Source organism: Corallococcus sp. AB045, assembly GCF_003668895.1.
GTDB classification, from domain to species: domain Bacteria; phylum Myxococcota; class Myxococcia; order Myxococcales; family Myxococcaceae; genus Corallococcus; species Corallococcus coralloides.
This window is the reverse complement of the sequence record NZ_RAWN01000010.1, coordinates 16,951-43,789: the sequence shown is the minus strand read 5'-3', so window position 1 is coordinate 43,789 and position 26,839 is coordinate 16,951. Positions and strand designations below refer to the sequence as shown.

Here is a 26,839-nt window from a genome sequence, read left to right as displayed (position 1 = left end):
ACCATGGGCAAGCCCACGGGTTTCATGGAGTGGCAGCGCGTCCACGCACCCAAGCGGGACAAGGTGGAGCGCCTGGAGGACTGGCGCGAGCTGCACCTGCCGCTGGCGGCGGACGAGGCGAAGCGGCAGGCGGGGCGCTGCATGGACTGTGGCATCCCCTTCTGCCACCAGGGGTGTCCCCTGGGGAACCTCATCCCGGACTTCAACGACGCGGTGTACCGGGGCCAGTGGAAGGAGGCGTACCAGGTGCTCAGCCGCACCAACACCTTCCCGGAGTTCACCGGACGGCTGTGCCCCGCGCCGTGCGAGGCCGCGTGTGTGCTGGCCATCGACCGGGACGCGGTCACCATCGAGCAGATGGAGAAGGAGATTTCGGAGCGCGCCTTCGCGGAGGGCTGGGTGAAGGCCCGGCCTCCAGCGCGGCGCACGGGCAAGCGCGTGGCGGTGGTGGGCTCCGGCCCCGCGGGACTGGCGGCGGCGGCGCAGCTCAACTCGGCCGGGCACAGCGTGACGGTGTACGAGAAGGACAGCCGCGCCGGTGGCCTGCTGCGCTACGGCATCCCGGACTTCAAGCTGGAGAAGGCGGTGCTGGACCGCCGGCTCGCGCTGATGGAAGCGGAGGGCATCGTCTTCCGCACGGGTGAGGACGTGGCCGTCACGCCGGGCTGGCGCGCGCTGCGCGAGCAGTACGACGGCGTGGTGCTGGCCCTGGGCGCACGCAAGGCCCGCGAGCTGGACGTGCCGGGCCGCGAGCTGTCCGGCGTGATGCAGGCCATGGACTACCTGGAGCACCAGAACCGCGTGGTGACGGCGGGCGCCGCGCCGGACGCGCGGCTGGAGGCACAGGGCAAGCGGGTCATCATCCTCGGCGGCGGCGACACGGGCTCGGACTGCCTGGGCACGGCGCTGCGCCAGGGCGCGGCGAGCGTGATGCAGGTGGAGCTGCTCCCCGCGCCGCCACAGGTGCGCGCGAAGGAGAACCCGTGGCCGCGCTGGCCGCTGGTGTTCCGTACGTCGTCCAGCCAGGAGGAGGGCGGCGACCGCGCCTTCGCGCTGATGACGAAGCGGCTGGAGGGCGAGGACGGCCAGCTCAAGCGCCTGCACACGGTGGGCGTGGAGGTGCAGCGCGAGCCGAACGGCGCGCTGAAGCGGGTGGAGGTGCCGGGCTCCGAGCAGGTGTTCGAGGTGGACCTGCTCGTGCTGGCCATGGGCTTCACCGGCCCGAACACGGACCGGCTGGCGGAGGAGCTGGGCGTGACGCTGGCGCCGCGCGGCACGGTGCAGGTGGACGCGAAGTTCGCCACCTCCGCGCCGGGCGTGTACTGCGCGGGCGACGCCAGCCGGGGCGCGAGCCTCATCGTCTGGGCGCTCGCGGACGGCCGCGAGGCGGCGCGCGCGCTGGACACCTGGCTGTCCGGCACCACCTCCGTGCTGCCCACGCGCGGCCAGGACTGCGCGTTCTGAAAAGACGCAAACGGCACGGGGCCCCTCCTCCTGAGGGGAGAAGGAGCCCCGGCCGGCTTTAGTGGACGCGGGCCGCGGGCGGCTGGAGGAAGTCGAGCGGCACCTCCCGCGGCTGCGTCCTGAAGTCCTGGCGCAGCTCCAGCAGTTTCTTCACCACGCCGACGTCGCGGATGGGCCCCACCGTGAGCGCCGGCTCGGGCGAGCCGGGCGGCACGTCCAGGGGCACGCTTCCGGCGAGCGCCTCCATCCGCTCCAGGTAGCCCGTGTCCAGGCCCCTGACCCATCCGCACGTGGTGCAGTTGGCCAGTTCCTGGAGCCGCTGATGCCGGCGCAGCAGGTCCGCGAACGACCACGACGCCACGGCGGACCCGAACTGGGCGTCCGGTACGGCGAACATGAAGCCTGGGCCCCCGCCCGTCAGGAACCTGGACAGCCGCGCCGGGATGCCCGACGTGGGGCTGACGTGCGTGAAGGCCAGGTTGTCCGTGCCGGAGAGGTCGTTCGTGCCCGTGTCCTTGAAGTGACAGCCATTGCACGTGTTGACGGAGAACTCCTTCCGCGCGCAGACCTCCGTGGCATTCGTGGGCACCACGCTGAAGCCCTCCCAGTGGGTGGGCGACGCCACCAGCGAGTTGGCGCCCAGGAACGGCCTGCCATTGAAGGTGCGAGGCACCGTGAACTGCGCGGTGCACCGGGTGGGGACGGTCACCGGCTGCTCGACGCCGTTCTTGACCTGGGTGCGTACGAAGGAGTCGATGTCCGGATCCGTCTGGGAATCATGGGTCGCGTCATCCGGAGTCAGCGCCATGGTGTGGACGCGCAGGAATCCGTTGGAGGGTTTGTCCTTGCCGGTGACGGGGTTCTCGTCCGCCAGCCGGAACTCGCGCAGCTCCCACGGAAACGCCAGGGCGGCCTCGTTGGTGCGGATCTGGTTGAGCGCGTTGGCGTTGCCCTTCCCCGGAGCCCGCCCCCGCAGGACGACGCTCTGGGTCATCTGCGTGAGCTGCGCCTTGTAGGCCGCGTTGAAGGAGCTGTACGTCCCCAGCAGCGCCCACTGCCGTGCCCAGGCGACGACCGGCGAGCACCCCTCGCCGGGCACGCCGTATTCGAAGATGACGGTGAAGGGCTTGAGGTTGCAGGTCGCCTCCGTGCCGCCGCTTCCCCAGGGCGAGGGGCGCGTCAGCCCGAAGATGAAGCGCAGCTCGCCCGGGTCGGTCTGCCGGTCGGCGTAGTCCCAACTGCTGGCCAGGTCGATGCGGTTGACGATGGACAGCAGCCGGAAGGGCGCGATGTCCAGGTCCAGCGGCTTGCTCAACACCACCTCCCAGCGGTTCGTGGAGGCGTTGAACTCAAGGGACGAGGTCGCGCCGCTGGCGGCGGCCCAGGGGGCAATCACTTCGTCATACATCTTGCGGCGCGCGGGCACCGTGTCGCCGTTGGACTGGAAGTCATTGAGCCAGAGCGACAGCCAGTTCAGCACGAAGGCCTCCGGCCGCGCGCCAGACCCCTGGGCCATCTCCCGCATGAGGTGCGCGAAGGTCCACACGCCGCCCTTCGTCCCCGCGCCGGTGCACGGGTCCCACGTGCGCGCCGGGTCGAGCACCACGGCCGGGTCGCGGATCATCAGCGTCCGCTCCCACCGGGGCTGGGTGGAGGCCGGCAGCAGGGGGCAGATCGTAACCGGCACCTGCTCGCCCCACCCGAAGGCCGCCGCGTCCACGGGGAGTCCTTCGTAGCGGGCAGCCGGGTGGCGTCCGTTGAACAGGACGGTCTCCCGGGTGGTCACCCCAAGCTCGCCCGAGGCCAGGCGGCGCTCATTCTCCTGGCGCCGCTCCAGCTCCGAGTCCGGGAGCTGCGCGAAGAGCGTGAAGAAGTCCGGACCGGGGCTCGAGGGAATCGCGCCCAGCCGCGCCAGGGTGTCGGAGTGGAACAGGACCGTGGGCCGCGCCGGGTCACCCACCACGCGCACCAGGCTGTCCGCGAGCAGCCGGTTGGCCGGGGGCGGCAGCTTCACGTTCACGGCCGTCGTCTCCCCCAGGGGCGTGGGCTGTTCCAGCTTCTGGGCGAACGTTCCGGCGACGGACAGGCCCGGCACGAGGGGCAGCTCCCCCAGGCTCGTGCTGCTCACCCGCGAGTCCTCCGCGGCGTCCTGCCCTGAAGGCTCCGGAGCCGGCTCCTGCGCCGGTTCCTTCGCGCAGCCGCTGATCGCCAGCACGGCTCCCACCACGACGATTCTCAATTCCTCGCACTTCCACAACATACATTCCCCCGGGAAAAGCCAGCCTTTGTCTTGAATGGCTGGCATTGATTCAACGCCGCGGGGGTGAAGTGCGCGCACGGACGCCCGACCCATGAGGTTCGAAGTCAGGCCCCGGACAAGGTGCTGCCCGCGCGATTGATCAGCAGGGGCTCCACCCATTCCCTTCCCGACAGGCTCACGGCCTCGCGGGGTCCACACGCTTGGAGGCCCAACGCATCACGGGGCCCGTCAGTGGACGCGGGCCGCGGGCGGCTCGAGGAAGTCGAGCGGCAGCTCCCGCGGCCGGATCCTGAAGCCGGGGCGCAGCTCCAGGAGCTGCTTCACCACGCCGACGTCGCGGATGGGGCCCACCGTGAACGTCGGCCTGGGTGAGCCGGGCGCCACGTCCAGGGGCACGCTCCCGGCGAGTGCCTCCATCCGGTTCAGGTAGCCCGCGTCCAGGTCGATGAACCATCCGCAGGTGGAGCAATGGGCCAGCTCCTGGAGCCGCTGGTGGCGGCGCAGCAGGTCCGCGAACGGCCACGACGTCAAGGCGGTCCCGAACTGGGCGTCCGGCACGACGTACATGAAGCCGTTGCCCCCACCCGTCAGGAACTTGGACTGCCGGGCCGGGATGCCCGACGTGGGACTGACGTGCGTGAAGGCCAGGTTGTCCGTGCCGGAGAAGTCGTTCGTGCCCGTGTCCTTGAAGTGACAGCCATTGCAGGTGTTCACGGAGAACTCCTTCCGCGCGCAGACCTCCGTGGCGTTGGTGGATAGCGCGGAGACCGCCTCCCAGTGGGTGGGCGGCGCCACCTGCGCGTTGGCGCCCAGGAAGGGCCTGCCGTTGACGGCGTCCGGCACCGAGAAGCGGGCGGTGCAGTGGGTGGGGACGGTCACCGGCTGCTCGACGCCGTTCTTGACGTGCGTGCGCACGAAGAAGTCCACATCGGGGTCCGTGCGGAAGTCGTGGGTCGCGTCATTGGGAGTCAGCGCCATCGTGTGGACGCGCAACAGCCCGTTGGAGGGGGTGTCCTTGCCGGGGTGCTCGTCCGCCAGGTGGAACTCCCGCAGCTCCCACGGAAACCCCAGGGCCACCTCGTTGGTGCGCAGTTGATTGAGCGCGCTCCGGTTGCCCTTCCCAGGCACCCGCCCATGCAGGACGACGCTCTCCGTCATCTGCTGCAGTCGCGACCGGTAGGCCGCGTTGAAAGACGGGTACCTCCCCAACCCCACCCACTGCCGCGCCCAACCGGTGATGGCCCTGCACCCCTCGCCCGGCACGCCGTATTCGAAGATGGTGGTGAAGGGTTTGAGGTTGCACGTCGCCTCCGTTCCACCTCCCCAGGGGGAGGGGCGCGTCAGCCCGAAAATGAACCGCAGTTCGCCCGGGTTGGATGACCGGCCTCCGTATTCCGAGCTGCCCCCCAGGTCGATGCGGTTGACGATGGACAGCAGCCGGAAGGGCGCGATGTCCAGGTCCAGCGGCTGGCGCAGCACCACCTCCCAGCGGTTCGTGGAGGCGTTGAACTCGAGGGACGAGGTCGCGCCGCTGGCGGCGGCCCAGGGGGCAATCACTTCGTCATACATCTTGCGGCGCGCGGGCACCGTGTCGCCGTTGGACTGGAAGTCATTGAGCCAGAGCGACAGCCATTCCAGCACGAAGGCCTCCGGGCTCGCGCCAGACCCCTGGGCCATCTCCCGCATGAGGTGCGCGAAGGTCCACACGCCGCCCTTCGTCCCCGCGCCGGTGCACGGGTCCCACGTGCGCGCCGGGTCGAGCACCACGGCCGGGTCGCGGATCATCTGCGTCCGCTCCCACCAGGCCTCGGTGGAGGCTGGAATCTGGGGACAGCTCGTCTGGGGCACGAGCGCGCCCTGCGCGAAGGCGTTGGCGTCCATGGGGAGCCCCTCGTAACGGGCAGCCGGGTGGCGGCCGTTGAACAGGACGGTCTCCCGGGTGGGCATCCCGAACTCGCCCGAGGCCAGCCGTCGCTCGCGCTCCGCTCGGCGCTCCACCTCCGGGTCCGGGAGCCGCGCCAAGAGGGTGAAGAACTCGGGGCCGGGGCTCGACGGAATCACCCCCAGCCGGGCCAGGGTGTCGGAGCGAAAGAGGACGGTGGGCGCTGACGGCTCACCGACCACGCGCACCAGGCTGCTCGAGAGCCCACGATTGGCGGGGGGCGGCAGCTTCATGTGCACCGCCGTCGTCTCTCCCAGGGACGTGGGCTTGCCCAGCTTCTGGGCGAAGACCTTCGCGACGGACAGGCCCGGCACGACGGGCAGCCCCCCCAGGCTCGTGGTGTCTCCCGGAGCAGCCTGCACGCCCGCCGGGGCCTCCCGTACCGGTGGGGGCTGCTCGGATGCAGGCTCCTTCGAGCACCCCCACACCGCGAGCACGATTCCCAGGACAGCGATTCTCAATTCATTGCATTTTCGCGACATGCGCTCCCCCCATGGCGACGCCAGCCCCGTCATTCGATGACGGGCCTTATCTCAACGCCGCAGGCGCCCATGCATGACCGGACGTCCGATGCATGGCAGGTCGCAGTCAGGCCCCTGACAGGGCGCTGCCCGCGTGAATGATCAGCGGGGGCTGTGCCCATCCCCTTCCCGACAGGTTCCCGGCCTCGCGGGGTCCGCACGTTTGGGGCCCCAACGCACCACGGGGCCCACCCGCGTGAAGCGAGGGGCCCCGTGTCTACGGCATCGACAGGGAGAGGATGTTACGCGGGCACGGGCTCCGACGAAGCGGCGTGCTCCGGTGCGGTGGGCGCGCTCGGGGCGGGCGGCGTGGGGACGGCGAGCGCCGCGGTGGGGACCTCGCCCACGGTCTCTCCGTGCTGGCTCAGGTCCAGGCCCTCTTCCTCCTGCTCACGGGTGACGCGCAGCGGGACGATGCGGTCGACGATCTTGTACAGGATGTATGAACCCACGAACGAGAAGACGGAGACGACGACCAGCGCCAACAGGTGCATGAGGAAGGTGCGCGTGGTGCCGTAGAGCAGGCCCACGTCCTTGGCGAGCACGCCGGTGAGCACCATGCCCACGATGCCGCCCAGGCCGTGGCAGGGGAACACGTCGAGCGTGTCATCCAGGGCGGTGCGGCTCTTGAAGTGCACGGCGGCGTTGCTGACGAAGCTGGCGACCAGGCCCACCACGATGCTCTGCCCCACGGTGATGAAGCCGGCGGCGGGGGTGACGGCGACCAGACCCACCACCGCGCCCACGCAGGCGCCCATGGCGCTGGGCTTGCGGCCGCGCAGCCAGTCAAAGGCGATCCACCCGAGCATCGCGGCGGCGGAGGCGGTGTTGGTGGTGGCGAAGGCGAGCGTGGCCAGGGACGACGCGGACAGCGCGGAGCCCGCGTTGAAGCCGAACCAGCCGAACCACAGCATGCCCGTGCCGAGCATCACGAAGGGAACATTGGCGGGAGCGTGCGTGGCGTGCGTCAGGTGCACCTGGCGGCGGCCCAGCACGATGGCGCCCGCGAGCGCGGCGAGGCCCGCGGACATGTGCACCACGGTGCCACCGGCGAAGTCGAGCACGCCCCACTGGCGCAGGAAGCCCTCCGGGTGCCACGTCCAGTGGGCGAGCGGCGCGTAGATGAAGACGCTGAAGAGCACCATGAAGAGCAGGTACGCCTTGAAGCGCACGCGCTCCGCGAACGCGCCGGTGATGAGCGCGGGGGTGATGATGGCGAACTTGAGCTGGAAGAGCGCGAAGAGGAGCAGCGGCACGGTGGGCGCAAGGTCCGGGTGCGTCTCACCGCCCACGCCGCTGAACATGAAGAAGGTGCGCGGGTCACCGATGAGGCCGTGGAAGCTGTCGCCGAAGCAGAGGCTGAAGCCCACCACGACCCACAGCACGCTGATGACGGCCATGGCGATGAAGCTCTGCATGAGCGTGGAGACCACGTTCTTCAGCCGCACCATGCCGCCGTAGAAGAACGACAGGCCGGGCGTCATCAGCAGCACCAGCGCCGTAGCGGTGAGCAGCCACGCGGTGTCCGCCGGGTTGATGGGACCGCCCTGCTTCACCTGCGCCGCCGGGGCCACCAGGAGTCCCGCCACCCCCACCGCCACCAGCAGGGCCACCGCCATCCACTTCTGCATCGCCGCACCTCTCCAGAGAGCTGACGCGATGCATCGTAAGCCTGAAGTGGGCTAATTTCAATCCGTCAGGACCTAGATTTCACAAAATTAAGCCTAAATTCAGCATCTCGAAGCACAGCGGACAACATTTCAGCAGCAACCACCGAGCCAGGGGCCTGGTCGCTACCTCCTGTCCAGGATGCGTCCCTGTCCGTCGATCGCGTAGAGGGCGCCACCCTGGGCGAGGCTGTCCTCCGTGGGTCAATCCTCCTCCGACTCCATCGCGTTCAGTTCTTCTGGCAGCGGGGCGTTCATCAAGGTGAGCCGCCCAGGGAGTTGGACCACGAGGAAGCCGGCACCGCCGATCCGGATGTGCATGCCATGTACGGCTGTACCTTCATTGAGCCATGCATCGGCTTCAGTCCGCGTTCCGAAATCCCGTTCGACCTTGATCTTGAAATCCGGGCTGAGGATCTCACGGTAATAGCGCTTGAAGTCGTCCAGCTTGTTCATGTGCCGGACGTAGACGAGGCAGATCGCCGCGACCTGGAGGGCATTCCATTCTCGTGAGCCCTTCTCGTGACGCTGGGTCTCGTCATCCAGGACAGCGAGCACATCCTCCACATTGATCTCCGGCTCTTTGCTCACGGATACGTCCTTTCAAATGGGGCTCAAAACCAACAGTCCCGCAGGAGCCACGACGAGCGAGAAAGCCACTCCCCCGACGACGACCACGGTTCCCAAGGCGACCTCGGACTTGTGTTCCCGGAGCCAGTCCAACGCGGCAGTCATGTCAGGGAATCGCAGTTCCCGTTTCGTGCCCTGTTGCTCCAGTGCCTCCTGTTCCTTGATGCAGTTCATGAACGCTTCAAGGCATTGGCTCGTGCAGAGCCGGTGGTGGCTCTCTGAGTGCTTCTCCATGTCTTTCACTGTCGGCTTTCGTCTCCAGCACTTCTGGAAGCACTGCTTCTGCATCTCGCCGCAGTAGGCATCCGCCCCAGAGCCGCCTGTGCCAGGTCCTTCAGCCGTCCCGACGCCTCGCGCATCCTCGGAGACGACATAGGCCTTCCGTTCGGGACGTTGGGTGTGTCCACAAGCGGTAGCCAGCATCACCATGAGGACGAAGAAGGCCCCGGCATGAGAACCGGGACTCCCGTGCCGGACGCTGGGGCTCATGGGCGTCACTCCACTCCCGAACCCCAATCGTCTTCAAGCCGCGACGGGCCTCTGTCCCGCGCAGGTCAGTTCACCTGCGCGAGCGAACCATCGACTTCCGCGTCCTCGTTCTCCGGCGCGTCCTCCACCGCGTCAACGCCCTGCGGAATCCCGTCCACGTAGGTGACGACGTTGTTCGGCAGCGCGGCCACTCGCGGGCCCGGCGTCACCACGCCCGTGAGGTTCAGCGGATCCACTCCGGACAACTGGATGCGCACACCTGACGGAGGCGCACGCCGCACCGCTCGCGCCATGTCCACCGCTTCTGGCAGCGCGAACTGCTCACCCACGAAGCCCGACACGAAGCGCCCACCGCGCAGCTCGCCTCGCGCTTCCATACGCCGGTAGACGAACAGCAGCTCGCGCCACGTCGGCGCCAGCGACTCGCGCATCACCAGGTCGCGCCAGACGATGCCGTAGCGCTGGAGGAACAGCTTCGCCAGCGACTCCGTCACCTCTTCCTGTGACTTCGGCTCCGACGGAGCCAGCAGGCTCCAGCGGCCCGGCCCGCCCCGGTTGAGCAGCTTCTGCCGCTTGCGGTGCGCCGGGCTCTGCAGGATGCGCAGGTTCTGCACCGCGTCCGCCGTCACAAGCCCCTTCGCCACCAGCTCCCACAGCGCGTCCTCCACCTCCGCCGGCAGCCGCCGCGCCCGCGTCACCAGGTCCTGGAAGAAGCACGCGCCCCGCCGCTCCAGCACGCCCACCACGTCCTTCGCCGCCGCGCTCAGGTCCGGCGGCGTCCACACGCCCCCGTCCGCCAGCACCGCGTGCGGACGCGCCGCCGCGAGCATCCACTCCAGGTCCTCGCGCACCGTGAACGTCAACGGCGCGTTGCGCGTCGGTGAGGACCGCTTCGCCACCACCGGCTCCGGCGCCTCCACCGGCGCGCCCCTGCGCGGGCCCGCGGGCTTCGGCGGATCCTTCAGCGTCACCCGCCCCCATGCGACCTCGCCCGCGTAGCACGCGCGCTCCATCAGGTCCGGCGTGTAGCCCCGCATGCGCACGGGCAACAGGAAGCGCTCCCACGCGGAGGCCGGCGCTTCGTACCCCTGCAGCAGCCGCACCGCCTTGAGCAATCCCGTGGAGCCGCGCAGCGCGTCCACGTCCTCCAGGTGATGCCACCGGAAGAGGAAGCGCATGAAGTCCTGGGGACTCAGCGGCTCAATCTCGCGGCGCAGCCGCCCCACCGTCAGCCGGTGGATGCGCTGGAGCAATCGCCGGTCGCACCACTCCAGCACCGGGCTTCCGTCCGCGTCCCGAGGCACCGGCACGTCGTCCTGTGCGCGGAACTGGCCTCGCAGCACGCTGCCCTGGCTCTCCAGGTTGTGCAGCGCCAGGTTGATGTCGTCCGGATCCAACAGCGTCAGCCGCGCCAGCTCCGTCACCGTGGTGGGCCCCACCAGCTCCATCCGCCCACGCACCACCTGGAGCACCGCCGCGTCGCGCTCCACCGGCCGGTCGTACTCCAGCACCGGCAACACCGGCTGCGTCCGAGCGTCCGGGAAGAGCGCGCGCACCGCGTTGCCCCGCTCCGCCGACACCAGGAACCGCCCGCCCTGCCGCTCCAGCCAGGCCACGCGCCCCTGCTTGAAGAGCCCTGTCTCCAGGCCCCGCGGCACCTCCGACGCTCGCACCAGCACGAGTTGCAACAGCGCGTCGTGCAACTCGTCCTCGTCGCGCATCGGCTGCGCGGCGTCCTCCACCACCTGCCGGATGGCGTTCGCATCCAGCGCGCCGAACGCCGCCGCGTCCTCGGCCGGCATCGCGCGGCGCAGGGCCACGTTGCGCACGCGGCGCTCCTCGGCCGGCGCGTCGTCCAGGAAGGTGTAGGGCTGGCTGTTGATGAGCGCGTGCGCGAAGACGCTCGGCTCCGGGACGTCTCGCGCGACCAACTGGATGCGCCCGTCCTTCATGCGCCGGAGCACCTCGCGCAGCCCGTCGATGTCCATCGCCTCGCGCAGACAGTCGTCCATCGTCTGCTTCACCAGCGGATGGTCCGGCAGCTCCACGTCCCCGCCGCCGTGGTTGTCCTGGCAGCCCACCTGCGCGGGGAACACCGCCGCCAGCAGGTCCTCGCTGCGCGCGCGCTGGAGGTTCGGCGCCACGCGCTTGCCTCCCATCATCCGGTGCAGCGTCAGCGCTCGCGACGCCACCCACCGGAAACGCGTGCCGAAGATGGGTGCCTGGAGGATGGCCTGCACCAGCACCTCCTCCACGTTGTCCGGGTGCAGGAAGTCGAAGATGTCCGCCAGCGGGAACGAGTGCTGTTCCCCCAGGCTCAGGAGGATGCCGTCCTCCGTGGCCGCCGCCTGCAACTCGAAGTCGAACGAGCGGCAGAAGCGCTTGCGCAGCGCCATGCCCCACGCGCGGTTGATGCGGCTGCCGAACGGCGCGTGGATGATGAGCTGCATGCCGCCGGCCTCGTCGAAGAAGCGCTCGGCGACGATCTGCGTGTGGCTGGGCACCACGTCGCCCAGCATCTTCTTGCCCAGCCGCAGGTAGCCCAAGAGCGCGTCCACCGCGGGCGGCGGCACGCGCAGGAGCTTCTCCAGGAAGCCCGCGGGGTCATCGTGGCGCAGCAACTCCTCGCGCAGCCGGCCCACCTGGAGGCTCAGCTCGTCCGTGCGGCCCGGGGCCTCGCCGCGCCAGAAGGGCACGTTGGGCGGCGCCCCCTTCGCGTCCTCCACCATCACCGTGCTGCCCATGACGCGCTGGATGCGCCACGCGGTGCTGCCCAGCAGGAAGATGTCCCCCGGCGAGGACTCCACCGCGAAGTCCTCGTCCAGCGTGCCCACCACCTTGCCTTCCGGTTGCGCGGTGACGCTGAAGCTGAACGTGTCCGGAATGGCGCCGCCGTTGGTGAGCGCGGTGATGCGCACGCCCCGGCGCCCCTTGAGCCGCTGGTTCACCCGATCCCGGTGCAGGTGGATGCTGCCCCGGCCGCGGCGTTCGGAGACGCCTTCGGAGAGCATCTCCAGCACCTGCTGGTACTCCTCCCAGGTGAGGTCCTGGTACGGGTACGCGCGCTGGAAGATGCTGAAGAGGGCGCGCTCGTCCCATTCCTCGCACGCGCACGCGGCGACAATCTGTTGCGCCAGCACGTCCAGCGGCTTCTTGGGGATGCGGACCGCGTCCAGGTCACCCTCGCGCACGGCGTTGAGGAGCGCGACGCACTCCACCAACTCGTCGCGCGTCATCGCGAAGAGGACGCCCTTGGAGATGCCCGCCTTGTGGTGGCCCGCGCGGCCCACGCGCTGGAGCAGCACGGAGATGGCCTTGGTGGTGCCCAGCTGTACGACCAGGTCCACGTTGCCCACGTCGATGCCCAGCTCCAGCGACGCGGTGGCCACCATCACGCGCAGCTGACCGGCCTTGAGGCGCTCCTCGGCGGACAGGCGCATCTCGCGGGACATGCTGCCGTGGTGCGCGGCCACCCACTGCTGGCCCAGGCGTTCGCCCAGGTCGTGCGCCACGCGCTCGGACATCTTGCGCGTGTTGACGAAGATGAGCGTGGTGCGGTGCTCGCTGGAGAGTTGGATCAGCCGGTCATAGACCTGCCCCCACATCTCGTGGCTCGCGATGGAGGACAGCTCCGCGTCCGGAATTTCGACCTTGAGGTCCCACGGGCGCTGGTGGCCCACCTCCACGCGCTTGCACTCGGTGAGGGACGCGCCGGTGAGGAAGCCGGAGATGGCGTCCAGCGGCTTCTGCGTGGCGGACAGGCCCAAGAGCTGGGGCCGCACGTCGGTGAGGGCCTTGAGGCGCTCCATGGACAGCGCGAAGTGGCTGCCGCGCTTGTCGCGGGCGAGCGCGTGGATTTCGTCCACGATGACCGTGCGCACGTGGCGCAGGGTGGCGCGGGCACGCTCGGCGGTGAGGTAGAGGTAGAGGGACTCGGGCGTGGTGATGAGGATGTGCGGCGGGCGGCGCACCATCTGGGCGCGCTCGCCCGCGGGCGTGTCGCCGGTGCGCACCTGGACGCGCAGGTGCTGGGGTTCGTAGCCCTCCTCGCGCGCCAGGGTCATCAACTCCTCCAGCGGCTGGAGGAGGTTCTTCTGCACGTCGTTGCCCAGGGCTTTCAGGGGCGACACGTAGAGGACGCGCGTGTGGTCGGGCAGCGTGCTGTCGAGCGCCAGGCGGAACAGCGAGTCCAGCGCGGCGAGGAACGCGGTGAGCGTCTTGCCGCTGCCCGTGGGCGCGGCGATGAGCACGTCATGGCCGCCGTGGATGAGCGGCCAGCCTTCAATCTGCGGACGGGTGGGTTCGCCCAGGCGTGATGCGAACCAGCGCCGCACCACCGGGTGGAAGGCGGCGAGCGCCGGATGGGCCGCGGACTCCGACGAGAAGGCGAGGGCGATTTGAGGGGACATGGCGGGCTCCCAGAGGGCCAGCCTGAACACAGGTACAGCGCGTCGTCAACGGACGGGGGGTGCCGCCTCCTCGCTGACTGAACCTCCAGACGGGCATGTGCGTCGCGGTAACCTTCCGGGCGCGACGAACCGCTTTCCTTGAAGAGGCCCCACCATGCGGATGGGATTGCTGTTGCTGGTCGCCTGCTTCATGGGCTGCGCTTCTGTCCGCGCCCCAATGACGGAATGGGGTGCAGCAGAGGATGACTCACCTCCGGACGATGCTTGCGTCCTTTCACTCCAATGCGATGGCGACGTCTGCGGCCTCTACGCGTGTCATGCCCTCCCTACAGGCCGGGTGGTTCGCACCTTCAGCAATGCACCCGTGTTCGTCGCTCCAGGCGGCACCGCGCAGCGCAACTGGGGGAGTGCACAGCGGCTCCCAGGCGACTCCCTTCCCGTGATGCGGAGGTCCATAAGCGCATCCATCGCGAAGCGGACCGAGGTCCCTGGAACACGGAATGGCTGGCGTTTCGCGAGCGGACCCTGGGACGCGCCACCAAGCCCATGCACTTCGAGCAGGCCTCGCTGATGATCCAGCGATTCGACCTCTTCGGGCTTACGATGACCTACTGGCAAGGCGTCGACCTCGCCCCCATTCCCGAGCCGTGATGCCGATGCGCTTCTACCAACTCCAACGTCCGGCCCCTTCCACTCCGCGACACTGGAGCGGCAACCTCTCCGCCGAGCACATCTGGAGCCTGCCCGGGGTAGAGTGCCCCACCTGCCATGAGACCTGGAGCGGCCAGTTCACGCTTCCCAGCGTGAATCTGTCCTCGTTGCCCGAGCGCGACCTGCTGGTGGAACCGCGTGTCGAACCCCACGCGGAATACGCGCGCCTTGCGTCCCATGTGCAGCCGTTCCTCCCAGCCGATCTGTCCCCGGAACCCGGCATGCAATTCGGTCCGCTTCGAGGCACGGCGAGCGGAACCTTCGGCCCCTTGAGCGCACGCTACGGCTGGGAGGTACTGGTCACGCAGGAAGCCTTGCGGCACCTCCAGGCCGTGGGGATCCGGGGGCTCGTTCCCGTGCGCGCGGAGTTGCAGGGACCTGGCGAAGGGGGCGTGCTGTATGAGCTGGAGCTTCCCCTGCGCGGACTTCTGCACCGGGACGCAGTCCTGACAGGCCCCCAGTGCCCAACGTGCGGATGGTACGAGACGCGAATCTCGCCCGAGCCCTGGCTGGACGGAGATGAGCTCCCTCACGACGTGGACCTCTTCCGCCCCACGAACGGAGCGACGTTCACCTTCGTCAACGAACGCTTCGTCGAAGCAATCGAAGCCCTGGGCCCATCCGACGTGATGTTTCGCGAAACCGCTGTCGTGCCGGAATGCCGCACAGGCTCGGTCCACTGAGTTCAGCGCCGGACCGTACAAGCACGCAACGCCGCCCCTCATTCCGCGGAAAAGTGAGCCGCGCGCTCCAGCCCGAACCGAGGCACACTGAGCGCCTTGAAAAGGAGCTACACCATGAGCTGGGAAGAAGACCTGCAGGGCCGTGAGCCCCCGCCCTCCCTGGAGACGCTCATCGTCCCGCGCGTGCGCGACCTGGGCGACGGCTTCCATGTCCGGCGCGCCCTGCCCTCCGCGCGCCGCCGCATGGTCGGCCCCTTCATCTTCCTGGACCAGATGGGCCCCGCGGACTTCGACCCCGGCCGCGGCCTGGACGTGCGCCCCCATCCGCACATCGGACTGTCCACCGTCACCTATCTCTTCCAGGGCGAAATCCTCCACCGCGACTCGCTGGGCTTCGTGCAGCCCATCCGCCCCGGCGCCGTGAACTGGATGACCGCCGGCCAGGGCATCGCCCACTCCGAGCGCACCGGCCCGGAGACGCGCGCCGCCGGTGGCCGCCTCTTCGGCATCCAGGCCTGGCTCGCCCTCCCCAAGCAGCACGAGGAGACCGCCCCCGCCTTCGTCCACCACCCCGCGGACACGCTCCCCATCATCGACGGCGAGGGCATCCACCTGACCGTCATCGCGGGCCAGGTGCACGGCGGCAAGTCCCCCGTGCGCGCCCACTCCGACCTCTTCTACGCGGACGCGAAGATGGAGGCGGGCTCCCGCCTGAAGCTCTCCGCCGAATACGAGGAGCGCGGCCTCTACCTCGTGGAAGGCACCGTGGAGGTGGAGGGCACGCGCTTCCGGCCCGGCGAACTGCTCGTGTTCAAGCCGGGCAGTGAGATCATCCTCAAGGCGGAGTCCTCCGCGCGGATGATGCTCCTGGGCGGCGAGCCCATGGACGGCCCGCGCTACCTCTTCTGGAACTTCGTGTCGTCCTCCAAGGAGCGCCTGGAGGCCGCCAAGGCGGACTGGAAGGAGGGCCGCTTCGCGGCCGTGCCCACGGAGACGGAGTTCATCCCCCTGCCGCCGGATGATCCGCCGGCGCCCGTGCGCTACCCGTAGAGCCGGCGCACCGGCGCCAGCGTGCCCGCGGGCCGCTGCGACTTCGCCTGCGACCACGTCAGCCGGTACGTCGCCGCAGTCCCGTCGAAGGCGATGGGCTTCACCTCCGGGGAGCCCGCGCCCGACGCGCGCAGCGTCTCCGCCAGGAAGCCGCAGGCGAAGAAGGGGTTGTCCGCCAGCACGTCCTTCACCCACAGGGTGGCGTCCTGCTTGGACAACTCCTCCACCCGCACCTCGTTGAAGTTGTTGCCCGCGCGCAGGTTGTACGGCACGCGCTCCAGCGTCTTCTGCGGGCCCAGGTGCGTGACCAACTGCATGCTCGCCCGCCCCACGGACGTCTGCTGGAAGCCCTTCAGGTAGCGGGCGCCCAGCTCCAGGTAGGCCGACTCCAGCGGCTGGCCGGGGAAGACGTCCCGCGCGGCCACGTCCAGGAAGGCGCGCCACTGCTCCAGCGAGTAGTGGGGGCGCAGCGGCTCCGACAGGTTCAGGCCCGCGGCCTTCAGCTTCTGGCGTCCTTCACGTGTCAGGTAGGGCCCCAACGCACGCACGAAGAGGGCTTCCACGCTCTGGGCGAAGATTTGCTTTTCGGATGGGGCCATGCCCCCAGGGTGGGGGCGCCCCTGCGCATCCGGAAGGGTGGACGCCATGCATCCGTCCACGAGTCGTCAAACCCGTAGCTTTTTCAGCCTCGCGGCAGACGCACCGTGAAGGTCGTCCCCTGGGCCTCGGTGGAGGTCACCTGCACGGTGCCGTCGTGGGAGCGGACAATCTGGCCGGCGATGTAGAGCCCCAGGCCCAGCCCTCCGGCCGTGCCTCGCTCCCGGTCGCTGCGGCCGGCGCGGCGCCACGCGGCGAAGAGGTGCGGCAGCTGCTCCGCCGGAATGGGAGCGCCCAGGTTGTGCACCCGCAGCACGGCGTCCCCGTCCAGCCCCTCCGCGCTCACGCGCACGGGTGAATCCGGCGGGCTGAACTTGAGCGCGTTGGACACCAGGTTGCCCACCACCTGCTCCAGCCGGTCCGCGTCCCACGCGCCGCGCCCGTCACCCCGCACGTCCAGCAGCACCTCGCGCTGGGGCTGGCTGGCGCGCACTTCCTCCACCGCGCCGCGCACCACGTCGAACAGGTCGCAACGCGAGCGCACCACCGGCAGCCCCGCGCCCAGCCGCGCCCGCGCGAAGTCCAGCAGCTGGCGGATCATCCGATCCATGCGCACTGCGCTGGTGAGGATGCGCTCGGTGAAGACGCGCTGACGGTCGGACAGCTCACCCTGGCGCTGGAGCTGCTGCGCGGACATGGACAGCGCGTTGAGCGGATTGCGCAGGTCGTGGCCCAGGATGCCGATGAACTGCTCGCGGAAGTCCTCCGCGTTGCGCATCTCCGTGATGTCCTGGCCGGTGGCGATGACGGCCTCCACCGCGCCCGTGGGCCCGGTGGCCGGGGACATCGTGTACTCGAAGTGCCGCGGGCCCTGGTCCGAGGACAGGCTGACGCGGCCGCGCTGCACCTGGCCCGTGCGCCGCGCCGCGTCCAGCGCCTTCGCGTAGGGCTCCAGCTGCGGGTCCATCTCGCGAATCGCGTCCATGCTCCTGCCCGGCACGTGCACGTGGTGCGAGCCACGCGACGCGGCCACCGCCTGGTTGGCGTAGATGAGCGTCCCGTCGCCGTCATAGAGCGCGATGGGGTCCGCCGCCGCGGCCATGGCCAGCTCCAGGAGGCGGCGCTGCTGCTGCACCTGGTCGGAGAGGACGCGCACCTCTCGCTCCGCGCGGCGCAGGCGCAGGAGCGCGTGCACCTGGGCCACCAGCTCCTCCGGATCCACCGGCGCCACCAGGTACGCGTCCGCGCCGTGCTCCAGGCCCTGCGCCCGGTCCGCGGCGCCCACCGCCTGCGCGGACAGGTGCAACACCAGCGCGTTGCGCGTGCGCGGGGAGGCCTTCAGGCGCCGGCACACCTCCAGGCCGCTCATGTCCGGCAGGCGGACGTCCAGGATGACCAGGTCGGTGTGCTCGTCCGCGAGCGCCAGCGTCTCGCTGCCCGTGCCCGCCTCCAGCACCTGGAAGCCCGACAGGGACAGCACGCGCGACGTGACGTAACGGCTGGCCAGGTCGTCGTTGACGTTGAGGATGGTGGGCGAGGAAGGCATGCGGGCGGATGAAACCGTGGCCCTTCTTCGTAATGGCTGCCCCCGGGCGCGCCAAGTGTCGCACGTGGGAAAATGTCTTCTCTGACGGAACAGCCAGGGGAACGGGCGTCCGCGGCCGCTCGCTGGACGACAGGGTGACTCCCCCGCCAGCGCGTTTCGCGATAGGGATGACCCATGCGCCCTCCCTGCCGCCCGCTTCCCGCTGATGGCCGCTTCCTCCAGGCCGTGGGGCCCACGCCGCTCGTGCCCGTGCGGCTGGACCCGGAAGGTCCGACCATCTGGTGCAAACTGGAGTTCCTCAATCCCAGTGGGTCCACCAAGGATCGCATCGCCCGGTACATGCTGGAAAAGGCGTGGCGTCTCGGGGAGCTGAGCCCGGGCGGCGACGTGGTGGAGGCGTCCAGCGGCTCCACCAGCATCGCCATGGCGCTGGCGAGCGCGCAGATGGGCTGCCGCTTCACGGCGGTGATGCCGGAGGGAGTGACGGAGGAGCGGCTCATCGCCATCCGCGCCTACGGCGGCGAGGTGGAGCTGGTGCCGCGCTCGGAAGGCATCCGGGGCGCCATCGCGCGGGCGGAGGCGCTGGCGAAGGAGCGCGGAGGCTACGCGCCCCGCCAGTTCGAGAACCCGGACAACGCGGAGGCGCACCGCGTGTGGACGGGGCAGGAAATCCTGGCGCAGGTGCCGGGCGGGCTGGTGCACGGCGTGGTGAGCGGCGTGGGCACGGGCGGCACCATCGTGGGCCTGTTCCAGGCGTTCGCGGAGGCCGGCTGTCCGGTGACGCCCTTCGTGGCGCGGCCCATCGCCGGGCTGGGATGTGACATCGAGTGTTGCAGCTTCAGCGCGCGCGTGCCGGGCGTGGTGGACGGCCTGTCGCGGCTGTACCGCGAGGCGGACATGCCGGGCCGGGTGGAGCTGGACGTGTCGGACGACCTGGCCATGAGCACCGCGCGGGCGCTCATCCGCCGGGGCTTCCCGGTGGGCCCGTCCTCCGGCCTCAACTACGCGGCGGCGGTGGAGGCGGCGAAGCAGTTGGGCCCGCAGGCCCAGGTGGTGACGGTGTTCCCGGACCGCATGGAGCGCTACTTCTCCACGGAGCTCGTGCAGCCCCGGGCCGCGCCGAAGGCTGGCTGAGGTTTCACGTGCGCATGCGCACGCGCGTCTCGTGCACCGTGTCCGGAGGCGGCGCGGTGCGCTCGCGCTCCTGGGCGCGCATCAGGCGAAGGATGCTGGGCCCCAGGACGTCAATTTCCGTGGAGGCGTAGGCCTCCGTGCCGAAGCGGCGGATGGAGTCCGTCTGCTTCTCCAGGATGCGCACGTCCTGCCCGAAGATGTGCAGGCCCACCGGCAGCACGAAGGGCACCGCGGCCTTGAGCAGCCAGCGCGGCACGGGCAGCTTCACCGTCACCACCGCGTACACGAGCGTGTCCCAGTCACTCACGGGTGTCATGGCGGAGTTGACCAGGATGTGGCTCTTCTCCCCGATGCGGTACTCCACCTGCGCGATGGACGGCATCAGGAAGCGGTCGAAGTGCTGCACCACCCCACCGCCCGGCGCGAGCAGCCGCCCCACGAGCCCCTTGGGCGCGGGCTCGCCCAGGTACTCCGCCTCCACGCGGTCCGCGCTCCTGCGCACCACCACGTCGATTTCGTTCTTCTTCTCCGCGGTGCGGAACAGGCCGCCGTGGAGGAAGGCCGTGTGCGGCACGTCCAGCGTGTTCTCCAGCACCGCGTGCAGCGACCCGGGCGCGCGCAGCACCCGGCGCACGGTGGTGTAGTCCGCCGCGTCCAGCAGCGGGAAGCGGAAGGGCTCCGACGTGGGCTCCACGCCGGGCGTGGAGTAGACCCAGACGAAGCCGTCCTGCTCGCGCGTCGCGTAGGTCGCGGCGCAGCGGGAGCGGGCCTCGGGCTCGCCCACCAGGCCGGGGATGAGCCGGCACTGGCCTCCGGTGTCGAAGCGCCACCCGTGGTAGCCGCACTCCAACTGCCCGTCCTTCACGCGCCCCAGCGACAGGGGCACGTTGCGGTGCGGACAGCGGTCCATCAGGGCCCCGGGCTTGCCGCCTTCGCCCCGGAAGAGCACCAGGGGCGTGCCCTGCAGCGTGCGCGCGAGCGGCTTGTCCCCCAGCTCGCGCGACGTGCAGAGGATGAACCAGGAGTGCGGAAGCCGGACGACGGAGATGTGACTGGGGGGCGCACCTGGGGTGCGCCCCTCCTCGCGGGCGTTCATGCGCCCAGTCTAATGGGCCCGGGCCTCCGTGCACGCCCCCTTCAGGCGGGCAGGTCGGCGAAGCGTTGGGCGGCCTCCGGGTTGAGGGGCTGGGGCATCACCCCGCCGCTCATCCCCCGGCAGGACTCCTCACAGCGGCGGCACGCGTACGCGCAGGCAGCCATCAGCCCCTCGTTGCCCAGCTCCTCGCAGGCGGTCGCGCAGGCGGCGCACACCTCCGCGCAGGCGAAGCAGGTGCGCGAATGCAGGTCCGAGCCGCGCAGCATGAAGCGCGCGCTCGTCTCGCAGATGTCCGCGCAGTCCATCAGCAGCCGGAGGTGGCCGGGCTCGGCGAGCCTGCCTCCCCGCTTCAGGCAGTCCGCCAGGGTCTCCAGGCAGACGCGGTGACAGGCCGTGCAGTCGTCGATGCACTCCCGAATCGCGTCGTCGCCTCGCATCACTTCGGCGTTCGCCATGGTGGCTTCCTTTCGGGCCAGTGAGCTTCGGGCCTCACTCACGGTGGGCACGCGCGAGGACGCCACCATCGCGCCTCGCGCGGCCGGCTGGCCGGCTGCCTCCGGACCTAGAGCTTCAGTCGTCGCAACCGCAGGGCGTTGCCGATGACGGACACGGACGAGAGGCTCATCGCCGCGCTCGCGAACAGCGGGCTCAGGAGCAACCCGAGGACGGGGTACAGCAGGCCCGCCGCCAGCGGCACTCCCAGCAGGTTGTAGACGAAGGCGAAGAAGAGGTTCTGCCGGATGTTGCGCAGCACGGCCTGGCTCAGCCCGCGCGCCCGGGCGATGCCTCGCAGGTCGCCCTTCACCAGCGTCACGCCCGCGCTCTCCATCGCGATGTCCGTGCCCGTCCCCATGGCGATGCCCACGTCCGCCCGAGCCAGCGCCGGGGCGTCATTCACGCCGTCGCCCGCCATGGCCACCACGCGCCCCTGGGCTTGCAGCGCCTTCACCGCGTCGCCCTTCGCGTCCGGCTGCACGCCCGCTATCACCTCCGTGATGCCCAGCCTGCGCGCCACCGCGTGCGCCGTCGTCGGGCTGTCGCCGGTGAGCATCACCACGCGCAGGCCTTCGTCCCGCAGCCTCGCCAGGGCCTCCGGCGTGGACGGCTTCAGCGGATCCTCCACGCCCAGGAGCCCCGCCGCGCGGCCGTCCACCGACACCAGCACCACCGTCTGCCCCTCCTGGCGCAGCGCCTCCGCGCGCTCCGTCAGCGCCTCCACCTCCACGCCCAGGCTCCGCATCAGCGCCGCGTTGCCCAGCGCGACCTCGCGTCCTTCCACGCGGCCCCGGACGCCCTGCCCTGGCACGGACTGGAAGTCCTCCACGCCACCGGGGGACACGCCTCGCTCCTTCGCGCCCGCGACCACGGCGGCGGCCAGCGGGTGTTCGCTGCCGCGCTCCAGGCTGGCGGCCTGGCGCAGCAGCGCGGATGCGTCCACGACGCCCGGCGATGGCTCCACCGTCACGAGCCGCGGCTTGCCCTCCGTGAGCGTGCCCGTCTTGTCCACCACCAGCGTGTCCACCGCCGCCATCCGCTCCAGCGCCGCCGCGTCCCGGATGAGCACGCCCATGCGCGCGCCCTGTCCCGTCCCCACCATCACGGACATGGGCGTGGCCAGGCCCAGCGCGCACGGGCAGGCGATGATGAGCACCGCCACCGCGTTCACCAGCGCGTGCGCGAGCCTCGGCTCCGGGCCCCACACGCCCCAGACCACCGCCGTCACCACCGCCACCGCGATGACCGCGGGCACGAAGATGCCGGCCACCCGGTCCGCCAGCCGCTGGATGGGCGCGCGCGTGCGCTGCGCCTCGGCCACGCGCTGGACGATGCGCGACAGGAGCGTGTCCTGCCCCACCCTCTCCGCGCGCATCACGAGCGTGCCCGTGCCGTTCACCGTGCCGCCCGTCACCTTCGCGCCCGGCCCCTTCTCCACCGGCACGGGCTCTCCGGTGACGAGTGATTCATCCACCGAGCTCGCGCCCTCCAGCACCTCGCCGTCCACCGGCACCTTCTCACCAGGGCGCACGCGCAGGCGCCATCCGGCGTGCACCTGGGACAGCGGCGCGTCCTCCTCGTGGCCGTCGTCCGAGATGCGCCTCGCCGTGGCGGGGGCCAACGACAACAGGGCCCGCAGCGCGCCGGACGTCGCGTGGCGAGCGCGCAGCTCCAGCACCTGCCCCAGCGCCACCAGCGTGAGGATGATGGCGGCGGCCTCGTAGTACACGGGCACGGTGCCGCCGTGCCCCGTGCGCGCGCCTTCCGGCAACAGGTGCGGGAACAGCGTGACGCCCACGCTGAAGACGTACGCCGCGCCCGCGCCCAGCGCGATGAGCGTGAACATGTTCAGGTGCCGGTTCTTCACCGACGCCCAGCCCCGCTGGAAGAACGGCGCCCCCACCCACAGCACCACCGGCGTCGCCAGCGCGAACTGCGCCCACACGAGCGCCGAGGGCGACAGCCCGTGCCTCACCGGCAGCATGTCCGACATGCCCAGCAGCATCAGCGGCGCGCTCAGCACCAGGCCTACCCAGAACCTTCGCGTCATCGAACGCAGCTCCGGGTCCGGCGGCTCCTCCACCGTCACCGTGCGCGGCTCCAGCGCCATGCCGCACTTCGGGCAGGTGCCGGGCCCGTCGCTCACCACCTCCGGGTGCATGGGGCAGGTGTACTCGACGCGCGTCTGGAGCGCGGGCGGCGCCTCGGGCTCCAGCGCCATGCCGCACTTCGGGCAGGCCCCTGGCGCGTCCTGCCGCACCTCTGGATCCATGGGGCACACGTACACGGCGCCCGGCGTGGCGGGCGGTGGCGGCGTTTGGGGCTGGAGGAACCGCGCGGGGTCCTCCTGGAAGCGCTGGCGGCACTTCGGGTTGCAGAAGAACCAGGTGTGGCCTTCGTGCTCCCAGCTCCCACCCCGGGGCGCGCGAGGGTCCACCTCCATGCCGCACACAGGGTCGATGGCCGGCCCCTCCCCGCCCACGGGGGGCGGCCGGGGTGAAGGCGGGACAGGGGAATGCGAGTGGGGATGCGTCATGGGGATGCCTCCTTTCCCCGGGCCAACGCGGCACCCGGCGCGCTCTTACACATGCGTAACCCTCCCTCCCGAAGCCCGTGCCGCCCGCGCTCCGCCCACTGGGGGGCAGGGCGCCAGGCGGGCCCGGGGGTTTGTGCCCGGGGGGTCTTTTCCGGTAGGACGCGGCGTCGGAGGCCTGGAGTTCCGAGGGCTTGCGCGTCCGGCCGCGGTAGACCCGGCGCGAAACGGCCAGGAAAATCCGCTCGCTCCGTATGGTCATGGAAGCAAGGTCGGGGCCCGACCAGAGAGAGCATCGAATGCGACGCATGTGGGTGACCTGGGGGGCGGTGCTGGCCCTCCTCGCCGGCGGCTGTGATGCCATCGACCTGTCGGACATCACCCAGCGCGACGCGAAGACCCGGGTGCGCCCGGAGCCTCCTGGCGAGCACTGCGAGTTCGGCGGGGACGCGGTGGAGTCCGGCCTGGACCGGGACCGGGACGGGGAGCTGGACGACGCGGAGGTCACCGCCACCGACTACGTCTGCGACGCCGCCCTGCCCCAGGTCCTCACCCGCGCGCGGGCCGAGGCCCACGGAGCGAACTGCACGCTGGGGGGACAGGCGGTGCAGTCCGGCCTGGACCAGGACGGCAATGGGCAGCTCGACGACGCGGAGGTCTCCGCCACCGAGTATGTCTGCGCCACCTCGGTGGCCAACGTGCTCCTGCGCGTGCGGCTGGTGAGCCCGGGCGCGCGGTGCTCCCTGGGCGGACAGGTGTCGCACGCCGGCCATGACGCCAATGGCAACGGGCTGCTGGAGGACGAGGAGATTGCCCAGGAGGTGTACGCCTGCGACGAGCCAGCCCCCGTCGTGTTGCGCCTGCGCTCGCTGGCGGCCTTCACCGCACCGTGCGACGGCGACGACAGCGGCGGCACGGCCCTGGAGGCGGGCCCGGACCTGGACGGTGACAAGGCGCTCGCGATGTCCGAGGTCGAAGCCACCCACTACTTCTGTGGCCTGGAACTGACCGAGCTGAAGCTCCGCCACCAGACCGAGCCCGCGGGGCCGAACTGCTCACGCGGGGGCACGAGCGTGGAGGCGTTCCAGGACCTGGATCACGACGGCGAGCCGGACCACGACGGCGTCTCGGCGACCGTGTACGTGTGTCAGGCCACCCGCGTGCACGACGGGGACTTCGCGGTGACGAGCCCCGTGGACCTGGTCGCGCTCGAGGGTGTCACCCACCTGCGGGGCGAGCTGATCATCTCCGCGCCCACGCTCACCGACGCGTCCCTCCCCTCGCTGGCGGTCATCGAGAAGAGCCTCACCGTGCGGGGCAACGCCAGCCTGCGGCGGCTGTCCATGCCCGCCCTGCGCTTCGTGGGCGGCATTGTGGCGGTGAGCTCCAATGCCCGGCTGGACGCGCTCACGCTGGGCACGGCGCCGGACACCATGGTGCAGGTCGAGCGCAGCCTCCTGGTGGAGGACAACCCCATGCTCCCCACGCTGGAGGGACTGGCGGCGGTGCAGCCCGTGGACAGCATCTCCCTGCGCGCGAACAACGCGCTGGTGGATCCCGGCCTGCTTCCGTACGTCACCGTGCTCCGCGGGTCGCTCATCATCGAGAACCACCTCCGGATGGACCGGACGCCCTTCAGCCAGCTGACCCAGGTCCACGGGGAGGTGCGCATCACGAACAACGCCGCGCTGGGCGGCCCCTCCGGCCTGGAGCGCCTGACGGACGTGGGGGGCGCCCTGCAGCTGAGGGACAACCCGGTGATGGAGGTGCTCCACCCGCTGGCCCAGCTCGTCTCCGTGGGGGAGCTGCTCATCTCCGGCAACCCCCGGCTGACGGACACGACGGGGCTCGAGCGGCTCTCCTACGCGGGCCGCATCCACATCCAGGGCAACCAGGGGCTCTTGAGCGTGGGGGACATGCCCTCGCTGTCGTACGTGACCGGGGGCTTCTTCGTGAAGTACAACGAAAAGCTTCAGCGCGTGCACCACCTGCCTTCCCTGGGCAACGCGACCACGGTGTCCCTCGTGGGCAACACGGCGCTGACGTCCCTGGAGGGACTCCACCAGCTGACCCGGCTGAGCAACCTTGAGGTGCTGGGGAACGCCGCGCTGACGAACCTGGGCGACCTGGCGCGGCTGCGAGAGGTGGACTTCTTCAACCTCCAGGGCAACACGGCGCTCACGGACTTCGGCCTGACGGAGCTTGCGCGCGTGTCGCTGGCCTTCACCGCCGTGGACAACCCGAAGCTGCCCACGTGCCGGGCCACCGCGCTGGCGGCGAGCGTGTTCCAGGGCGACCCGCTGGGGGGCGTGAACATCGACAGGAACGACGACGCGGCGACCTGCCCCTGAGCAGGCGCCTCAGCGGCGCGGCTTGCAGGAGCAGTCCAGGCAGCCGTGCGCCGCGCACGCACCGCAACCGCGCTCCAGCGAACGCTTGAGCGCGAGCCGCGCACGGTGCAGCCGCACGCCCGCGTTGTTGGGGGTGATGCCCACCTCGCGCGCCACGTCCGGCACCGCCCGCCCCTCCAGGTCCACCTGGCGCACGAGCCGGGCGTACTCGGGCTTGAGCGTGGGCAGCAGGTCCGCGAGGCACGCGCACACCGCGCCCTTCAGCTCCAGGTCCACGGTGGCGGAGTCCGCGTCGCGCGCCTCCACCTCCAGCGCGCGTCCTTCCGCGGCCTGCCGGCGGTGATGGTCCACCAGCGCGTTGCGCAGCAGGCGGTAGAACCACGCCACCGCGCTCTCGCCGTCCTTCAGCGCCCCGCCCTTCTCCAGGGTGCGGGCGAAGGCCGTCTGGAAGAGGTCCTCCGCGACGGCCCGGCTTCCCACGCGCCGCTCCACGAAGGCGAGGAAGCGGCGCTGATGGGCCAGGAGCGCCGCCACCACGTCCTCGCGGTCCGGGGGCAGCCCTGCGTCTGGCCCTTCAGCCTCCATGCGACTCCTTCGTGACTACGGAGGGCCGTTGCCCTGGCGCAGCGAGTTCAGCTCCACCGCGGTGGCGTAGACCTGGGCCCAGGCGCGGTACTTGAAGCGGTCCAGCACGCCCTTCTGGTCGTTCGCGTAGTCGAACATGTCCTTGCGGAACAGCGCGTCGGCGGCCTTGCGCGCCTCGGGCTTCAGCGGCGTGCCCTTCTTCTCGAAGTAGCGCAGCAGGTCATAGCCGTAGTCGTGCGTCTTGGCCGCCTTGTCGAACTCCTTCACCGGGCCAATCTGGCCGGGGACGGAGGCGTAGCCGAGCGGGTCCTGCATGCGCTGGCCGTGGGGCGTCTGGATGCTGTACGGCTTGTAGCCCATCACCTTCTCGAAGTCCGCCGGGGGCGGGCGAGCACCGGTGAGGTATTCGTTCATCAGCTTGCCGTGGTCGCCCGCGGGCGCGCCGGAGATGGCGGCGGTGCGCTGGGTGGCGGCGGTGCCGGAGGAGAAGGAGTCCTTCACCACGTTGCGGGCCGCGGGGGCGGCCGGACGCGTGGCGGGGGCTTCCTTCGCCTGGGTCTGGGGCGTGAGAACGGGCTTGTTGCGGATTTGCATGGGGGGCCTGTGCGAGAAGTCTTCTCGATTTTTCGGAAACCGCCCATCCAAAGTTGCGGATCCGCACGCGAAGTCACGCAGA

20 protein-coding genes are annotated in these 26,839 nt (G+C 70.5%); 7 read left to right on the top strand and 13 right to left on the bottom strand.

Annotated features, from left to right (window positions below):
• The first annotated feature begins 3 nt into the window (after nucleotides 1–3).
• Nucleotides 4–1,464 carry a glutamate synthase subunit beta gene (locus D7Y21_RS04150; protein ID WP_121711393.1) on the top strand — a complete coding sequence of 487 codons (1,461 nt, stop codon included), beginning with the start codon at nucleotides 4–6 and terminating at the stop codon, nucleotides 1,462–1,464.
• Between the two features lie 58 nt (nucleotides 1,465–1,522).
• Here the strand turns inward: D7Y21_RS04150 and D7Y21_RS04145 are convergent, their stop codons facing one another.
• The 6 genes from D7Y21_RS04145 to D7Y21_RS04120 form a co-directional block, all read right to left on the bottom strand.
• On the bottom strand, nucleotides 1,523–3,703 hold the full coding sequence (locus tag D7Y21_RS04145) for a hypothetical protein (RefSeq protein WP_233611970.1): 2,181 nt from the start codon (nucleotides 3,701–3,703) through the stop codon (nucleotides 1,523–1,525).
• 249 nt (nucleotides 3,704–3,952) lie between these two features.
• Nucleotides 3,953–6,127 (bottom strand): hypothetical protein, encoded by a 2,175-nt coding sequence (locus D7Y21_RS04140; RefSeq protein ID WP_233611969.1) that lies wholly within the window; start codon nucleotides 6,125–6,127, stop codon nucleotides 3,953–3,955.
• 302 nt (nucleotides 6,128–6,429) lie between these two features.
• Nucleotides 6,430–7,818, bottom strand: a complete 1,389-nt coding sequence (locus D7Y21_RS04135) for an ammonium transporter (RefSeq protein ID WP_120562091.1) — start codon at nucleotides 7,816–7,818, stop codon at nucleotides 6,430–6,432.
• 240 nt (nucleotides 7,819–8,058) lie between these two features.
• Nucleotides 8,059–8,445 carry a hypothetical protein gene (locus D7Y21_RS04130; protein WP_120562092.1) on the bottom strand — a complete coding sequence of 129 codons (387 nt, stop codon included), beginning with the start codon at nucleotides 8,443–8,445 and terminating at the stop codon, nucleotides 8,059–8,061.
• 12 nt (nucleotides 8,446–8,457) lie between these two features.
• The gene (locus tag D7Y21_RS04125; protein WP_121711387.1) at nucleotides 8,458–8,973 is read right to left on the bottom strand and encodes a hypothetical protein; all 516 of its coding nucleotides are present in this window, start codon (nucleotides 8,971–8,973) and stop codon (nucleotides 8,458–8,460) included.
• 65 nt (nucleotides 8,974–9,038) lie between these two features.
• A complete protein-coding gene (locus D7Y21_RS04120; RefSeq protein WP_199735351.1) occupies nucleotides 9,039–13,382 on the bottom strand; it encodes a DEAD/DEAH box helicase in 4,344 nt (1,447 codons plus the stop codon).
• A 154-nt stretch (nucleotides 13,383–13,536) separates the two neighbouring features.
• On the opposite strand from D7Y21_RS04120, the gene D7Y21_RS43595 reads away from it, so the two are divergent.
• The 4 genes from D7Y21_RS43595 (at nucleotide 13,537) to D7Y21_RS04105 (ending at nucleotide 15,826) form a co-directional block, all read left to right on the top strand.
• The gene (locus D7Y21_RS43595) at nucleotides 13,537–13,953 is read left to right on the top strand and encodes a DUF2380 domain-containing protein (protein WP_370038090.1); all 417 of its coding nucleotides are present in this window, start codon (nucleotides 13,537–13,539) and stop codon (nucleotides 13,951–13,953) included.
• Nucleotides 13,887–14,033 (top strand): DUF2380 domain-containing protein, encoded by a 147-nt coding sequence (locus D7Y21_RS43590; protein WP_370038088.1) that lies wholly within the window; start codon nucleotides 13,887–13,889, stop codon nucleotides 14,031–14,033. The genes D7Y21_RS43595 and D7Y21_RS43590 overlap by 67 nt, the downstream gene beginning before the upstream one ends.
• Entirely contained in the window at nucleotides 14,033–14,776 is a 744-nt protein-coding gene (locus tag D7Y21_RS04110; RefSeq protein WP_121711383.1) for a double-CXXCG motif protein, read from the top strand. The genes D7Y21_RS43590 and D7Y21_RS04110 overlap by 1 nt, the downstream gene beginning before the upstream one ends.
• Before the next feature lie 114 nt (nucleotides 14,777–14,890).
• A complete protein-coding gene (locus D7Y21_RS04105; protein WP_121711381.1) occupies nucleotides 14,891–15,826 on the top strand; it encodes a pirin family protein in 936 nt (311 codons plus the stop codon).
• On the opposite strand, the gene D7Y21_RS04100 is transcribed toward D7Y21_RS04105, so the two are convergent.
• Complete coding sequence (locus D7Y21_RS04100; RefSeq protein ID WP_121711379.1) at nucleotides 15,817–16,425, bottom strand: DUF2378 family protein; 609 nt, start codon at nucleotides 16,423–16,425, stop codon at nucleotides 15,817–15,819. The two genes, D7Y21_RS04105 and D7Y21_RS04100, sit on opposite strands and share 10 nt — an antisense overlap.
• 83 nt (nucleotides 16,426–16,508) lie before the next feature.
• Nucleotides 16,509–17,969: an ATP-binding protein gene (locus tag D7Y21_RS04095; RefSeq protein ID WP_120562098.1), complete on the bottom strand. Its 1,461-nt coding sequence runs from the start codon at nucleotides 17,967–17,969 to the stop codon at nucleotides 16,509–16,511.
• Between the two features lie 174 nt (nucleotides 17,970–18,143).
• Here D7Y21_RS04095 and D7Y21_RS04090 point away from each other — a divergent pair, with 174 nt between their 5' ends.
• The gene (locus D7Y21_RS04090) at nucleotides 18,144–19,103 is read left to right on the top strand and encodes a PLP-dependent cysteine synthase family protein (protein ID WP_120562099.1); all 960 of its coding nucleotides are present in this window, start codon (nucleotides 18,144–18,146) and stop codon (nucleotides 19,101–19,103) included.
• A 4-nt stretch (nucleotides 19,104–19,107) separates the two neighbouring features.
• Here the strand turns inward: D7Y21_RS04090 and D7Y21_RS04085 are convergent, their stop codons facing one another.
• The 3 genes from D7Y21_RS04085 to D7Y21_RS04075 all read right to left on the bottom strand — a co-directional run bounded on the left by D7Y21_RS04085 (nucleotide 19,108) and on the right by D7Y21_RS04075 (nucleotide 23,230).
• The gene (locus D7Y21_RS04085) at nucleotides 19,108–20,199 is read right to left on the bottom strand and encodes an aromatic ring-hydroxylating dioxygenase subunit alpha (RefSeq protein ID WP_121711377.1); all 1,092 of its coding nucleotides are present in this window, start codon (nucleotides 20,197–20,199) and stop codon (nucleotides 19,108–19,110) included.
• Between the two features lie 41 nt (nucleotides 20,200–20,240).
• A complete protein-coding gene (locus D7Y21_RS04080) occupies nucleotides 20,241–20,654 on the bottom strand; it encodes a four-helix bundle copper-binding protein (RefSeq protein ID WP_120562590.1) in 414 nt (137 codons plus the stop codon).
• Nucleotides 20,655–20,761: 107 nt separating this feature from the next.
• A complete protein-coding gene (locus tag D7Y21_RS04075; RefSeq protein WP_121711374.1) occupies nucleotides 20,762–23,230 on the bottom strand; it encodes a heavy metal translocating P-type ATPase in 2,469 nt (822 codons plus the stop codon).
• 296 nt (nucleotides 23,231–23,526) lie between these two features.
• Between D7Y21_RS04075 and D7Y21_RS04070 the strand changes: the two genes are divergently transcribed.
• Nucleotides 23,527–25,578, top strand: a complete 2,052-nt coding sequence (locus tag D7Y21_RS04070; protein ID WP_121711372.1) for a hypothetical protein — start codon at nucleotides 23,527–23,529, stop codon at nucleotides 25,576–25,578.
• A gap of 9 nt (nucleotides 25,579–25,587) precedes the next feature.
• On the opposite strand, the gene D7Y21_RS04065 is transcribed toward D7Y21_RS04070, so the two are convergent.
• Together D7Y21_RS04065 and D7Y21_RS04060 are read right to left on the bottom strand one after the other, a co-directional pair.
• Nucleotides 25,588–26,163 carry an RNA polymerase sigma factor gene (locus tag D7Y21_RS04065; protein WP_120562103.1) on the bottom strand — a complete coding sequence of 192 codons (576 nt, stop codon included), beginning with the start codon at nucleotides 26,161–26,163 and terminating at the stop codon, nucleotides 25,588–25,590.
• Between the two features lie 15 nt (nucleotides 26,164–26,178).
• Nucleotides 26,179–26,757, bottom strand: coding sequence for a hypothetical protein (locus tag D7Y21_RS04060; protein WP_120622871.1), 579 nt, complete (start codon nucleotides 26,755–26,757; stop codon nucleotides 26,179–26,181).
• Nucleotides 26,758–26,839 lie beyond the last annotated feature (82 nt).

What these genes read in the sequence shown, in the direction of transcription:
- D7Y21_RS04150 (WP_121711393.1), top strand. Translation starts at nt 4, where the DNA reads ATGGGCAAGCCCACGGGTTTCATGGAGTGGCAGCGCGTCCACGCACCC.
- D7Y21_RS04080 (WP_120562590.1), bottom strand. Translation starts at nt 20,654, where the DNA reads ATGGCGAACGCCGAAGTGATGCGAGGCGACGACGCGATTCGGGAGTGC.
- D7Y21_RS04135 (WP_120562091.1), bottom strand. Translation starts at nt 7,818, where the DNA reads ATGCAGAAGTGGATGGCGGTGGCCCTGCTGGTGGCGGTGGGGGTGGCG.
- D7Y21_RS04075 (WP_121711374.1), bottom strand. Translation starts at nt 23,230, where the DNA reads ATGACGCATCCCCACTCGCATTCCCCTGTCCCGCCTTCACCCCGGCCG.
- D7Y21_RS43595 (WP_370038090.1), top strand. Translation starts at nt 13,537, where the DNA reads ATGCGGATGGGATTGCTGTTGCTGGTCGCCTGCTTCATGGGCTGCGCT.
- D7Y21_RS04065 (WP_120562103.1), bottom strand. Translation starts at nt 26,163, where the DNA reads ATGGAGGCTGAAGGGCCAGACGCAGGGCTGCCCCCGGACCGCGAGGAC.
- D7Y21_RS04100 (WP_121711379.1), bottom strand. Translation starts at nt 16,425, where the DNA reads ATGGCCCCATCCGAAAAGCAAATCTTCGCCCAGAGCGTGGAAGCCCTC.
- D7Y21_RS04090 (WP_120562099.1), top strand. Translation starts at nt 18,144, where the DNA reads ATGCGCCCTCCCTGCCGCCCGCTTCCCGCTGATGGCCGCTTCCTCCAG.
- D7Y21_RS04095 (WP_120562098.1), bottom strand. Translation starts at nt 17,969, where the DNA reads ATGCCTTCCTCGCCCACCATCCTCAACGTCAACGACGACCTGGCCAGC.
- D7Y21_RS04085 (WP_121711377.1), bottom strand. Translation starts at nt 20,199, where the DNA reads ATGAACGCCCGCGAGGAGGGGCGCACCCCAGGTGCGCCCCCCAGTCAC.
- D7Y21_RS04070 (WP_121711372.1), top strand. Translation starts at nt 23,527, where the DNA reads ATGCGACGCATGTGGGTGACCTGGGGGGCGGTGCTGGCCCTCCTCGCC.
- D7Y21_RS04105 (WP_121711381.1), top strand. Translation starts at nt 14,891, where the DNA reads ATGAGCTGGGAAGAAGACCTGCAGGGCCGTGAGCCCCCGCCCTCCCTG.
- D7Y21_RS04120 (WP_199735351.1), bottom strand. Translation starts at nt 13,382, where the DNA reads ATGTCCCCTCAAATCGCCCTCGCCTTCTCGTCGGAGTCCGCGGCCCAT.
- D7Y21_RS04110 (WP_121711383.1), top strand. Translation starts at nt 14,033, where the DNA reads ATGCCGATGCGCTTCTACCAACTCCAACGTCCGGCCCCTTCCACTCCG.
- D7Y21_RS04060 (WP_120622871.1), bottom strand. Translation starts at nt 26,757, where the DNA reads ATGCAAATCCGCAACAAGCCCGTTCTCACGCCCCAGACCCAGGCGAAG.
- D7Y21_RS04125 (WP_121711387.1), bottom strand. Translation starts at nt 8,973, where the DNA reads ATGAGCCCCAGCGTCCGGCACGGGAGTCCCGGTTCTCATGCCGGGGCC.